Genomic DNA, 13,215 nt, shown 5'->3' with positions numbered 1-13,215 from the left:
CCCGGCTGCCGGGCCTCAGTACTACGCCGGTTCTGCCTGAGCACGAGCCTCATCTGCCGGATCGTCCAGGTGCAGCCTCCTCAGGCTGGGCACGCGGAGGGCCACTATCCCCACCACCAGCAGTGTGACGATTCCGCCGAGCCACACCGAACGAGCGGTGCCGAACACGCTGGCCGCCACCCCGCTTTCCAGGGCGCCGAGTTCATTGCTCGACCCGATAAAGACCAGGCTGACGGCTGCCACGCGCCCGCGCATGTGGTCGGGCGTGCGCAGGCGCAAGATAGCCTTGCGGATCACCATATTGACCCCGTCGAAGACTCCGGTGAAAAACAGGGCCACCAGGGACAGCAGAAAATGATTGGACAGCGCGAACACGATAATGCTGACCCCAAATCCGGCGACACCCAGCAGCAACGTGCGGCCGCTGTTGCGCACGGGTGGGTGACGGGTGGCCCACAGCATGACCAGCAGGGCGCCCACTGCCGGAGCCGCAAGCATCAGGCCCAGGCCGCGTGGCCCCACCTTCAGAATGTCGCTGGCAAAGACCGGCAGCAGCGCCACCATTCCACCGAACAGCACCGCGAACAGGTCCAGTGCCATGGAGCCCACAATGACCGGATCACGCCGCACAAACCGGATACCGCTGAGCATGCTGTCCCAGACGCGCTCCTTGACAGCCGGTTCGGGCTGAGGCTTGGGAGCAATACGCCACAGCCCGAACCACGACGCCAGTGCCAGCGCGGTGACCAGGGCATAGGTGCCGGTCGCACTCCAGGAGGCCAGCAGCACTCCGCCCAGCGCTGGCCCGATGATGGAGCTGGCCTGACCCACACTGCCCAGCCACGACGACGCGTTCACGAAAGCTCCAGGCGGCACGATCCGCGTCTCGAAGGCCGAGGCGGCCGGGTCACCGAAGCCCCGGGCAATCCCGGCCATGAACACCAGGCCATACAGCAGTCCCAGTGTATTCGGACCGCCCTGATGGGAAACCACGGCCATCAGGGCGACGCACACGGTAAAGGCCATCCTCGTCACCAGCAGGATGGTGCGCCGGTCCAGACGGTCAGCGTAGTGACCTCCTAGCAGGGCCAGGCCCAGGGCCGGGATGGCCTCGATCAATCCCAGCCAGCCCAGGGCCAGCGGACTGCGCGTGAGCTGGTACACCTGATACCCGATGGCCACCGCCAGCATGCGGCTGGCCAGCGAAGACCCCACACCGGCCAGTAGCAGGGCACGGAATTCGGGGAACCGCAGGGCGGCGTAGGGATCAGCTCGCGCAGTCAACAGAGGGCTCCGGCCTCCCACCATATGCTGTGAGTCCCGCCCCGGCAGGTGAGGTGCTCCGGTGGGCTGGACAGTGGCCCGGGCCGGAGCAACTCAGTGTGGCTGCGCTGTGTTTGAGGATGCCCCGTATCTTCCTGGGTAAGCCCTGACCGATTTACCTGACGCTTTTCACGTCAAACGCGTACGTGAGGCCCTGCCGGTCGGTGAAGTACAGCGTGTCTGCCCCCAAGGTGGCCGGCACTTCCCAGAAAAAGCGTACGCGCGTTTCCTCACCGGTCGGTAGCATGCCGCTGGCCTTCTCGTCACGGCTCGCCTTGAGCATCTTTTCGTTGTATGCCAGCCGCTCGCCGTCGGCGTCCTTCAGTGCCGGCTTGAAATCCCCCCAGTGGTAGCGGGTCTCGCGCGGCCCGTGATTTTTGAGTGTGAACACCGCCGTGAGGTACCGCTTGCCCGTGGCGGGCGCCTGCCCGTTCAGGGGTTCGGTCGTGAACTTCACCTCGTCGAGCCGGATGTCCAGCCAGCCCATCGGCAGGAATGTTGCAGCATGGGCGCTGACCTGGGCCCGGGCGCTCGCGCCGTACGGATCTGCCGGGTCGGCAAAGGGAGCAGGCAGAGCCGTGACCTTGCCGCGCAGGTCGTAACGCAGGACCGGCGCACCGCTCTCACGCGACACGATCAACTTCGGCACCGGCCCTGCAGCGGGAACCAGCACCGCCGTGACGACATCGACCTTCTGCGCGGGCTTGAGCCGCATGGTCAGCGCGTCCCTAGTTCCATCACGTGCGACGGCCTGCACGAAGTTATGGTTGCGGTCCTGGGCATCCACCGCGGTAAAGCTCAGGTCCGACCAGTGGTAGCGCACTTCGCGCTTCTGCGGGTTGTGCACGGTGTAGTGCAGGATCAGCAGCTTCTGGTCCGCCTTGGGCGAGTAGACGCTATCTCCGATCACGAGCCGGCCCACCGAGTACTCCGCGCGGTTGAGGGTGAAATTCAGTGGACTGCTCTCGCCCAGGGTGAAGGTCTGCCCAGGCAGCGCGTTCTCGCCGTCGAGCTGACGGGTGCCGTGAACGGGGGCAGGTGCTTGCGCGGGCTTCGCGCTGGGGGCAGTCTGTGGCGCTCTGGCCGTTGGGGCCGAAGCACTGGCCTTGGGGGCAGCGCCTTTGGACACGAGCAGTTTGCGGGCCGGGCGGTCCACACGGATGGTCAGGCCAAAGCGCTGTGCAAAGGCCGCCGGGTCGGCGAAATGGTTGCCGCCTGGCTGAATCACCGGAATCAGGCCCGACCGGAAGCCCCCAGCGAACGACTTGTCGAGCCAGCCGGCACGGCTCAGAGCGCGGGCCAGTTCGTCGGCGTTCATGAGCAGCCTGCCGTTCATTTCCAGCATGCCGACTGCTCCGCTGCCCGCGCCCTGCAGCGTGTAGGTGTACTTGAACGAGTCTCCGTTTTTGGCCTGCACACCGCCGGCAAGAAGCAGGGTCAGGACCGACAGCACAGCACGTTTCCGCATAATGTTCCTCCTAAAACGGCTTAGAGCCGCATGGGGCGAACCTTACGCAAGGCAGCATGGCACCGGCATGACCACCACGCCTGGGGATGGATGGCTCTATCGGCGACTGCGTGCCTGTGAGCAGGGTATGGTCGCATGGCCTCTGCCCCAGGTCCTGTCTTTCACACCGGGAAGCCCCGTATAGGGGCACAAAGCAGAGCAGGGAAAGTGTCCGTCCACCGGCCCGGCTGGCTGCCTTCGACCCCAGGGCACCGGCCACACGGCAGAGCCGCGCCGTCATGCCGCTGCCACGTCCGGCTGACTACGGTGGCCTGGACGTGCTGGAGGACGTCCACCATGACCCACACATCCCACCGACACCTCAGCCCGGTCCTTACCGGACTGGCCGCGGTGCTTGCCTGCACCTCGGCGCCTGCGGCTTCCGCTCAGGAAGTCACGCTTTCCTCCTGGGCGGACGTTCAGTCCGCGCTTCTGGACAGCACGCTGCAGCAGATGCTGAATGTGGAGTACACCCGGCGCTTTGGCGGAACCACCCAGGGGTCGCCGTCGGGCGCACCTACCCGTGAGGCGCTGCAGCAAGGCATCGCCAACCTGCAGAAGCTGCTCTCGGACATGTCCAGGGACAACCCGCAGCGAGTCCATTCCGAGCGGGTGCTCGCAGCCCTGCAGGCCCGCCTGGACGCGACGCCCAGGACCCCAGCGCCAGGTGCCACGAGCGGTCCGGGCTGCCTGAAGCCTCCCACGCTGAGCGACGCCCTCTCCAACGCACGGACATTCGCGCACGGCAAGCTCGGCGCAGACGGCGCGGCACAGCTCAGGAGCGCGGCCCGCAGCGCCGAAACAGCCAGTTCCATCGCCGCCGCCGCCGCCATGAGTCGCCGGCCTCAGGTGGCGCTCGCTGCCCTCCTGGAAGCGCACGCCCAGGCACCGAAAGCGGCGGCACACCTCGTGAATGCCGCTGGGGTAGCAAGCCTGCTGGGGCTGCCGTGCGAAGCCCTGACCTTCCTCGACGCTGCTCAGAAGCTGCCGCCCGGCGACGGAGGGATGTTCGTGCCGGAGGCCGTACGCCTGAACAACCGTGGGCATGCCCTCATCGCCCTGAAACGGGCCCAGGAGGCCGAACCTTTGCTCCGAAAGGCGCTTACACTGGACCCGCTGCTGGCGGAAGCCAGACGCAATCTGGCGTTCAGCCTCAAAGCCCAGGGCAAGGAGGAGGAAGCCCTACGCTTCTACCGCCTGGGACAGAAGCGCAACCCGGCCCTCGCCAGGCCCCCTGCCGCCACGCCGCCTGCGCAGACCGGCCCGGGCACACCTGCACCGCAGGTTGCTGTCCAGAACGCCGGTGCCTGGTGGCCTCCTGCGAAGGACGTGTACGACCTGTCCCGGGGTGTGGGTTGGAAGCTGCCACAGCTGCCGTACCCGCAGTACCCCTGGGATGGTATGGCCTTTCATGAGCGCGTGAAAGGTCTGAAAGTTATTATCGATAGGCGCGTACGCGCCCGCACGGCGCGTATGGACGAGATTGTCAGGCAGTTGCAGGACCGTGCCCGCACCCAGACGGATTTCTCACCGGATAACGCGCTGGCCAGTTCACGCATCGGAAACATCCGGAGCCGAATTGATGCGATCACGGCCGATCCAAGCGTGGCGCATGGCTGGCAGCTCGTGCACGAGACCATTAACCGCGATGACCATAACGCCATGTTCAATCCCTATCAGACTGGTGCGCCACATAACCAACAAAAGGTGTACCTCAGCCCCACCACTGCGGCCGGCGTCATGGAGACAGCCCTGTTGCGCCTGAATGAGGAGGAACGATACGAAATCGAGCCCTGCAAAAGCGACCAGGCCTGTTCACGTCCCATAGCCGAGAAATACGACCGGAAGCGCTGCGACGTCTTTCAGGAAGCTACCAACAGCTGGCGCCGCTCGGCCCTGCTGGTGGACGGCGCTGTCGCTGAGGTCTGGGACCCGACCTTTAAACTGATGACTGGCCTCGCGGCAAATATTTCCGACCCGCTGCACTACGAGTTGGTCCGCCTGAGCTTGGAGAATCACGCTGACAGGCTGCTGGACCATAGGCTTCTCAGCGTGGCGATCAGCCCAGGGGCCTTATGGCACCGCTATAAAAGCACCGACTGGCAGATCGAATGCCGTGACCGTGCACCTGCCGAAATTGGGGAGATCAACATTGCCACGCCCGACTCGTGGTCCTGTGATTTCGGCGGACCGTACAAGATGAAGGTGGACCTGGTGCTGGCCAAGCTCAGCTTCAACTGCGAGAAGATCGCGCTGGAGGTTTCGCCGCTCAAGGCTAGCGCCCTGATCTTCGAGGTCGGAGCGTTTGGGGAAGTGGAGTACGCCTTTCAGGGCACGATCACCGTGGGAATGGGGGTCAAGGCCGGCACTACGGGCAGCACCAGCAGTACCGGCAGCATGGGTGTCAAAGGCGGCGTGTACGTGTCACTTGACACAGGCGGACAGATTGTAGACGTGGGAGTCAAAGGATCGGTGTCGTCGGGCGTGACCCGAGGGCCAGTGGGGGTGGACATGACTGCAAACGGGAAATTCAGCTTCATCGCCGGGTGAGGGAGCTGTGGCGTAACCGGCCGCCAGCCGGACCTCAGCCCTGGACCCGCCGCCATCAACCAGTCAGCAGGCTCAGCTAAGGAGCGGAGCGCGAACTCGGTGGTGTTCGCGCTCTATTGCTGTTGCCAATGTTAGGCGACGAGCCGAGAGTTCATATCGCGAGGCGGGCCTTTGTGCCTGGCAATCCCGCCCCCGTTGCTTGATGGTGCGTTCCAGCAGAAGCGGAGCGCCAGTCCCACCAGGCCATGGAAGCCACATGCAGTCAAGAAGGTCCGGCCCCGAGAACTGCGTTTGGTTGTCATAGAGACGGGCATATAGCCGGGAGCCCTCCCTGCTGTCTTGCTGCCGCGGCTCACCCGGAAGACCACGCGCCGCTCCTGGCTGATCCGCCTTCCCCGTATCCTGGTGCATGACACCACTGCTTCGGGGGAAGGTCGCCCTCGTGACGGGCGCGTCGCGCGGCATCGGCCGTGGCATCGCCCTCGGACTCGGCGAGGCAGGAGCGACCGTGTACGTTACAGGCCGCACGCTGACAGGCCGCTCGGCACACATGCCCTTTCTTTCGGGCAGCCTCGAGCACACCGCGCAGGAGGTCACCGAACTCGGCGGCCTGGGGATCGCCGTGCAATGCGACCACACCGATGACGCCCAGACCCGCGCCGTGGTGGACCGCATCCGGCAGGAGCACGGACGGCTCGACGTCCTGGTCAACAACGTCTGGGGCGGCTATGAAGGCCTGCACATCTGGGACGAGCGCGGTGAGAAATGGAACGCACCCTTCTGGGAACAGCCGACGTCCATCTGGGACGACATGTTCGCGTCAGGCGTCCGGGCCCATTACGTCACGAGCCAGTGTGCCGCGCCGCTGCTGATCGAGGCGCGTGGCCTGCTCGTGGGCATCTCATTCTTCGCGGCGACGCGTCACCAGGACACCGAAGGCATTCCGTATTTTCTGGCGAAGACTGCCACCGACCGGATGGCCCTGGCGATGGCCAACCACCTGCACCCGCATGGTGTAACGAGCGTGAGCCTTTACCCGGGCCTGGTGCGGACCGAGGGCATCCTGCGTGCGCCAGAGGGGGCGTTCGACCTGTCAAATTCCGAGTCGCCCCAGTTCATCGGCCGCGCGGTTGCGGCCCTGGCGAGTGACCCGAACGTGTTCGGCAGGACGGGGCAGGTGCTGGTGGCTGCCGAACTTGGTGACAGGTATGGCTTTACGGACACCGACGGAAAGCGGCCCAGGTCTCTGCGCTCAGAATGGGAGGGGTGACGGACCGGACCACCGTCCTGGGCCGGACACCAGCAGGCCCACAAGCACGGCACAGCGCAGGCGACCCATGGCAGGGCTCTGCCGGTGCAGTCATGGCAGCTCGATGACACGACTGGGCAGGACTGTCCACCCGCCTTCAGAAGTCCATTCTTCGCGGTCCCCCCGGGCGGGCACAAAGGAAGAGGGGCAGCCGCACGCTGCCCCCTTTTTGTTCCTTCACTCAGGTGCGGTTGAAGTAGGTCTTCCCCCCGCTCGGCCAGGTAAGCACCAGCCGCCCGTCACTGCCCAGTTCCCAGGTGAAGGGCAGAGAAACGTTTGGTACCTCGCGGTCATAGTTCAGGCTGGAATTGCAGCTGCTGAGGTACTTCTGGCGTGAGGACGTCGGCTCCAGCACCATTTCACTGCCGCTTACGCGCACCCGCCCGGTGTAGTGCCCGATGACCGTGGTGGTGCAGCCGTAGTTCGAGAGCTGCACCGTGACCCCGCGAGTAAAGGTGCCGTCCGGATGAATCTGCAGCAGCACACCCGTACCGCTAGGGGGAGCCCACTGGCCGCTACCAGGGTTGTAGTAGTCAACACCCGTGCTGGTTCCGCTGATCCAGGTGCCGCCGAGCTGGGCTGGGGCCGGTGTCGAGGGTGCGGCCGTGGGGAAATTGTCCAGGCGCAGGTCCACATTCTGTCGCGGTGCCTGCACCTGTGCCAGAGCCCCGCCGGTATCGCGGAAGGTACCGTACAGGTCACCTGCGTTCGGTTGCCGGTCCCCGTTGACGTCCAGCCACGCCATCACGTGAAACGGCCCGGCGGGTACATTTTCCAGCAGATATTTTCCATCTGCCGTCACACCCGAGGCGACCATTTTGTCCGGATCGCATCCTACCTGGGCGCCTGGCACACAGGTGAACACCACCACGTCGGTCACGGCGCTTCCGGCTGGCACCTGGACCGTCCCGGAGACCGCGTTCCCATCGGGAGCAGCCATCTGGGCCAGGGTCACGTTGGCATTGTTGGTCGCGCCACTAATCACAGTGGCACTGGTACCGCCGTCCGAGCTGTACACACCGACATAATCACCAGCATCGATCTCGTGGCTGCTGTTGAGATCCTTCCAGCCCAGCAGGTAGTACGATCCAGGCTTGAGCCCGTCGACCCTGAAGGTTGCCTCGGTGCCACCCTGCTGCAACTGCACCGACTTGACGTTGTCCTGGTCACAGTCATTGTTCTTGACGCCACAGACGACGACCACCGAATTTTTCAGATTACCGCCAGCAGGAGCCTTCATGGTTCCGCTGATGCTGAAGGTAGTTCCAGGGCCAGGCTGTGGTTGGGGTTGCGGCTGGGGTTGAGGCTGCGGTTGGGGCTGGGGTTGAGGCTGCGGTTGGCCCCCTGGTGCTGGGGCAGTACCGCCACAGGCTCCCAGCAGAAGCGCCGTCAGCGTACACAGGGTCAGGGTGCGCAGGGTCCGTTGATTCTTGTCGTGTCTCATATCTATCCTCCGGGGCTCAGCCCGGCTTGACGACCGGCTGATGCAGCTACCGTAGGAAACGGGACATGGCACGGGCGTGACCGCCTGCTCTTCCCCGTACCGAGTGCGGCGGCACAAACAGCAGTAAGGGAGAAGCAGTGCTTCTCCCTTACTGCTTCGAATCGTGTGCGGACGCTGGGGCCCGCTTGCTCCTGATTCCCCGCATGGCGCCGCCTTCGAGTGCCACCTGTAGGTCAGGGGAACTGGTATTCCACCTGGCTGCTCGCCGAGCAATCGGAGATTTTCTCGAATTCCACGACGGTACTGCTGGCAAATCCTGCGTTGGGGCGGGCCATGTTCCGCACCACCAGGGGCGTAAGTGAACCATCCTGCTCGACATAAGAAAGTTTCAGCTCGTAGCGCGCCAGGGGAAGCTTGCGCATGTTCAACGAGGTGCTGTTCACAGCCCAAGCCCCCTGACTGACCGAGACGGTGCTTTCGCCGGTCTGTACCCTGGTGCCGTCAATCACAGCCCCCAGAGGCCTGAGGCTCAGCCTGAACTTGTTGATACGGTTGTCGCCGATGTACCGGGGCCGCTCGGCCGGGTTGGTAGATGCCACGAACTGCTGGTCTATCCGCAGTTCCGCGACGTTCACGTCCAGCTTGAAATTTCTTACCGCACCGTCGCGGTCGAAGAACAGCGCGCCGTCGCCGTAGGGTATGGCAGGCAGGCACATCGGAATGTCCTGCCAGATGGCGCTCACGCTGGCGTGCGCCTTCCAGGAAACTTCCGGGGTCAGGCGGACCTTATACATGCCCTTGACGTCGGTTTGATAGGTGCCGAGGCTGTGCACGAAGTAGCCGCTGACCGCCGGGTCGATCCTGACAGAAGCCCCCTTTACCGGGCTGCCCTGCGAGTCGAAGACCTGCCCCATGACATACCCGGCCTCCCCTTTCTTGATGGCGGGGGTGGGGTTCGCGTTCGCCGGTGCCGCACTCCCAGAGGCCTGCGGAACCTTGCTGGCCTGGGAGCCGGCAGGCTCACCGACCTTGCTCAGCTTCAGGGTGATATTCGCCCGCGGCGCCTGAACGTCAAGCGCCGCGCCCGAGGTGTTTTCCAGCCGGGCCATGTAATCGCCGTCGTCGAACTGGTCATTTTTGTTGACGTCCTTCCACGCCAGCACCCGGTACGGGCCCTGCCCGAGCCCCCCGATCGTGAAGCTGGCCTTCTGACCGGAGGCCGTAATGGTGTACATCTCGCCGCCGTCGTCGCAGGTGTCGTTGCGAAAGACGCAGGCCAGGACGATGGTTCCCTTCAGGTCCACGCCTTTGGGAGCCTCGACCGATCCGGAGAAGGCCGCACCCTTCTGGGCTGCCGGGGTGGCCGCGTGAGGCGCCGCCTTGCCTTCGACCGTCATGCTGACATTAAGTTTCGAGGCAGGCGGTTTGACCGGCAGGGGCGTCAGGCTGCTGGGCTGCTGTTTCAGAAAGCCTGAGTAATCTCCGTCGTCAATATCACCAGTGCCGTTGACGTCCTTCCAGGCGATCAGCGTGTATTTGCCGGCTTTTTTCACGGTGACGCTGAATGGCGCGCTGCCGCCGCTCGCCGTGATCTGCGTGCTGACCGTCAGGTTCTCATCGCACTCGTCACCTTTGGGATAGCAGGCGATGACGTGGGTGCCTTTCACGTTCGTGCCGGCGGGGGCATTCACGGTTCCGGACAGGGTCAGGGGCGCGGGGGCGGCGGTGGCCAGGCCAAGGGTTAGAAGTGCCAGAGTCAGGGAATTGCGCATCTTGAGTTCCTCCGCACAGAAGGTAGGAAGCACCGCATGGTCGCAGCATGACCGCGCCGACAGCCCCTCTTTCGCAGAACTGGTCCCCATACGGCCGCCCAGGCCTGCTGCACCCAGGATTCCCCTGCGGGCGGCGGCCCTATGACATGTCATCCAGGTGCCATGTCTGGCCACCTAGTCTGAACACGTTCGGTGACACCAGCGACAGCCACCGGCTGCCAGACAAGGAGACCACCATGAGGCGAGATTTTACTTTAAGGACTTCCAGGATTTCCCTGCTGCCCCGCCGTCCTGCCGGCCCCGTCAGAGCAGACGAACCGCCCCCCACAGAACAGGTTCCGGCGCTCCCCGGTCCCAGCCCTGGCAGGATTCCCTTCGGTCAATCTCAGCCCCACCGTCAGGCATGACCTGCGTGAGATGAATCGTTCTGCCCGACCGGACCGCCGGCCCCTGAACCGCGGTCACGGCTTCCCCAGGAGAAACTGTCATGAACGTACGCACCCTTGGTTTCATCACTTTCGCCGGTGCTCCCGCCATGCTCGTTGTCGGCTTTCTGGAAGGGTTCCAGCGAACCCTGAACACGGATACGACCCTGGCGTCGGCCACCGGATATCTGGTCTTCGCGGTGGGCTGGCTGGCGTCCGTGCTGGCACTGCGCGCCCTGTATGCCACCGGACGCAGTCCGGCTGGACGGATCATGGTGAGTCTGCCGCTGCTTACCATTCCCCTGGCGGCCATGCAGTCGGTTCTGGATATGTTCTTCCCTCAGCTAATCGACCGACACTTCCTGTATATCGTCACGGACATCGCGTGGCCACTGAGCATGGTGCTCTCATTTGGGGTGGGCATCGCGGCCCTGTTTGCAAGGGAACTGCCGGGCTGGAAGCGGGCCGTCCCGCTGCTGTGCGGCGCTGGCCTGCCCACTGGCATTCTGACCCATCTCCTCTTGGGCGAGCAGGCTGCGGGCGTGATCTTCCCGGTGCAGGTCGCGCTGTCCTGGACACTGCTGGGTCTGGTGTTGGTTTCCCTTGCTCCCCGTCACGCAACACCTCAATTCCGGGCCGCGCACTGAGTCATCACCCGCTGCGCCCCCATGCACGCAGCCCCCATCGCACGCCGGTCTCCTCTCTGGGCGACCGGCGTCCTCGTGCCAAGGGCTACCGCAGACGCGGTCAGGCCAGTACGGTACGCTGTAGCCATCATGATAGGCACGCCCTTCTGGCGGCTGACGCTGTTCGGCAAGCCGCAGCTCGTCAGCCCCGACGGCCGGGTGATGCGGTGTGAGGGCAAAACCCTCGCGCTGCTCGCCTATCTGGCACTGGAAGGTCCCACATCTCGCGCGCGGTTGACCGGGCTGCTCTGGCCCGGCACTGAGGAGACGCCAGCCCGGAACAACCTCGTTCACCTGCTGCGCCGCACACACAAGGCGTATGGCGAGGAACTGGTGCAGGGTCAGGAAATGCTGACCCTGAGTCAGGCAGTGCACTGTAACAACTCATGGATCACGGGAAAACCGGACACCGCGGTGCAGGTCAGTCAGGTGTCCATGAACACCCTGCTCGATGGGGTGGACTATGACGACCTGCCGGACCTGGCCGACTGGCTGCTTGCCGAGCGCGAGCGTTTTGAGGCCTCACGCCTTCAGGCCTTCCAGCGGCAGATCCAGCATCTGGAAGAGACAGGTGAGATCGTGGAAGCGACTCTGCTGGCAGAGAGGCTTGTCGAAACCGACCCGCTCTCAGAAGACGGCTGGAGGCGCCTGATGCGGCTGCGCTACCAGGCGGGCGACCGGCCGGCGGCCCTCAAGGCCTACCGCCGCTGTAAGGACATCCTGCGCCGCGACCTGGGGGTGGAGCCCTCGGCAGCCAGCCGGGACCTGGCCCGCGCTATCGACCTGGGCACCGTCGACGTGGCGCCCACCCGGAGGCGCCTGCCGCTCGCAGTGCTGCGGCCACCGCGGCTGATTGCCCGGGACGACGCCTGGGCTCTGATGGAAGAGGCCTGGGCCGCCGGCCGGCAGATCTTCATCACTGGTGACCCTGGCTCGGGCAAAACGCGGCTGGCTCAGGACTTCCTGCGCGGCAAAGGAACCTGGCTGTACTTGCCGGGCCGACCCGGCGATCAGGATGTACCTTTTGCCAGCGCAGCGCGCAATGCCCGCGCCCGGCTGGCGGCAGCCCCCCACGTGACGCTGCCCGGCTGGGTCCGGCGGGAGCTGTCGCGGCTGCTGCCCGAACTGCACGGGGACCAGGACCTCCCGCCGCTGACCGCTGAATCCGACCGGCACACATTTTTCCTGGCCCACCTGGAAATGACGCGACTCACGGCACCCGGCTTCGCCGCCACCCTCAACGACGACGTGCAGTACTACGATCCAGCCACCACTGAACTCGGGGCGTTCATGTTCTCGCATGCCCTGTCCCAGGAAGGACAGGGGAACTTTCCACGCTTCATTTCGGTCTACCGGCGGGGAGAACTGCGGCCAGCACAGCAGGCCACGGTCGAGCGGATGGTCAATGCGGGCCTGGCGGTCCGCATCGAGCTGACACCGCTGGACAGGGAGGCCATCGGCACGCTGCTCAGCGACCTTCAGCTTCCGCCGCCACGCAGCGGCGAGCATATGCCGAAAGAAATCCTGGTCGAGCGCTTGTACCACGCGACCGGAGGCAATCCTCAGTTCGTGCTGGAGACCATGCGGCACATCGTCGAGACCAGCGAGGCGGGACTTCTTTCGAAACCATCGGGCCTTGCACGAGGCTTTGAGGAGCTGCTCCGGGGGCGCCTGACGCGTCTGTCGGAAAATGCCCTGCACACGGCCCGGGCGGCGGCCGTGCTGCAGGTTGACTTCACCCCCGAACAGATTGCGGAAGTGCTGGGCACGACCCTGCTCGACACGGCAGGGGCCTGGGACGAGCTGGACGCCGCGCAGATCGTGGCCGGTGATAGCTTCAGTCATGACCTGATTGCCGAAGCAGTCCTCTCAGGAACCCCCGAACCGGTGCGCAAGGTCCTGCACCGCGCCGCAGCACGCACACTCGCCGGGCACGGCGCGCCGCCCACCCGCATCGCGCGTCACTGGCAGGAGGGTGGGGACGTGCGCCAGGCTGCTCCCTGGCTGCTGGCCGCCGCCCGCCTCGCCGGCACCCAAGGGCGTCCCACCGAGGCGGCAGACTTCTATGCGCAGGCAGCACACGCCTTTGAGACCACCGGACAGGGCGAACAGGCACAGGTGGCCTGGGAAGAACACGCGCAGCTGGCCCACCCGGAGCAGCCCCCCCGGTAGGCGGCGGGCCCTTTCACAACGCCGAGT

Annotated in this window: 9 protein-coding genes; 4 read left to right on the top strand and 5 right to left on the bottom strand. The window is 65.0% G+C overall.

Annotated features, from left to right (window positions below; genetic code table 11):
* Positions 1-21 precede the first annotated feature (21 nt).
* Both IEY49_RS12465 and IEY49_RS12460 read right to left on the bottom strand, forming a co-directional pair.
* A complete protein-coding gene (locus IEY49_RS12465; RefSeq protein ID WP_229780776.1) occupies positions 22-1,284 on the bottom strand; it encodes an MFS transporter in 1,263 nt (420 codons plus the stop codon).
* A 154-nt stretch (positions 1,285-1,438) separates the two neighbouring features.
* Positions 1,439-2,791 (bottom strand): hypothetical protein, encoded by a 1,353-nt coding sequence (locus tag IEY49_RS12460; RefSeq protein ID WP_189009083.1) that lies wholly within the window; start codon positions 2,789-2,791, stop codon positions 1,439-1,441.
* A gap of 336 nt (positions 2,792-3,127) precedes the next feature.
* Here IEY49_RS12460 and IEY49_RS12455 point away from each other — a divergent pair, with 336 nt between their 5' ends.
* Positions 3,128-5,380 carry a tetratricopeptide repeat protein gene (locus tag IEY49_RS12455; RefSeq protein ID WP_189009080.1) on the top strand — a complete coding sequence of 751 codons (2,253 nt, stop codon included), beginning with the start codon at positions 3,128-3,130 and terminating at the stop codon, positions 5,378-5,380.
* Between the two features lie 409 nt (positions 5,381-5,789).
* A complete protein-coding gene (locus IEY49_RS12450; RefSeq protein WP_189009077.1) occupies positions 5,790-6,650 on the top strand; it encodes an SDR family NAD(P)-dependent oxidoreductase in 861 nt (286 codons plus the stop codon).
* A gap of 220 nt (positions 6,651-6,870) precedes the next feature.
* Here the strand turns inward: IEY49_RS12450 and IEY49_RS12445 are convergent, their stop codons facing one another.
* The 3 genes from IEY49_RS12445 to IEY49_RS12440 all read right to left on the bottom strand — a co-directional run bounded on the left by IEY49_RS12445 (position 6,871) and on the right by IEY49_RS12440 (position 9,905).
* Complete coding sequence (locus tag IEY49_RS12445) at positions 6,871-7,929, bottom strand: hypothetical protein (RefSeq protein ID WP_189009074.1); 1,059 nt, start codon at positions 7,927-7,929, stop codon at positions 6,871-6,873.
* Positions 7,926-8,057 carry a hypothetical protein gene (locus IEY49_RS21680; RefSeq protein ID WP_268239045.1) on the bottom strand — a complete coding sequence of 44 codons (132 nt, stop codon included), beginning with the start codon at positions 8,055-8,057 and terminating at the stop codon, positions 7,926-7,928. Before IEY49_RS21680 ends, IEY49_RS12445 begins: the two co-directional genes overlap by 4 nt.
* A gap of 309 nt (positions 8,058-8,366) precedes the next feature.
* On the bottom strand, positions 8,367-9,905 hold the full coding sequence (locus tag IEY49_RS12440; protein WP_189009070.1) for a hypothetical protein: 1,539 nt from the start codon (positions 9,903-9,905) through the stop codon (positions 8,367-8,369).
* 487 nt (positions 9,906-10,392) lie between these two features.
* On the opposite strand from IEY49_RS12440, the gene IEY49_RS12435 reads away from it, so the two are divergent.
* Positions 10,393-10,977: a hypothetical protein gene (locus tag IEY49_RS12435; protein ID WP_189009067.1), complete on the top strand. Its 585-nt coding sequence runs from the start codon at positions 10,393-10,395 to the stop codon at positions 10,975-10,977.
* A gap of 129 nt (positions 10,978-11,106) precedes the next feature.
* Entirely contained in the window at positions 11,107-13,188 is a 2,082-nt protein-coding gene (locus tag IEY49_RS12430; protein ID WP_189009063.1) for an ATP-binding protein, read from the top strand.
* The last annotated feature ends 27 nt before the right edge of the window (positions 13,189-13,215 follow it).

It is taken from the genome of Deinococcus malanensis, from assembly GCF_014647655.1.
Classification (GTDB): Bacteria; Deinococcota; Deinococci; order Deinococcales; family Deinococcaceae; genus Deinococcus; species Deinococcus malanensis.
The sequence above is the reverse complement of the archived record's forward strand: the minus strand, read 5'-3'. Positions and strand labels throughout refer to the sequence as shown.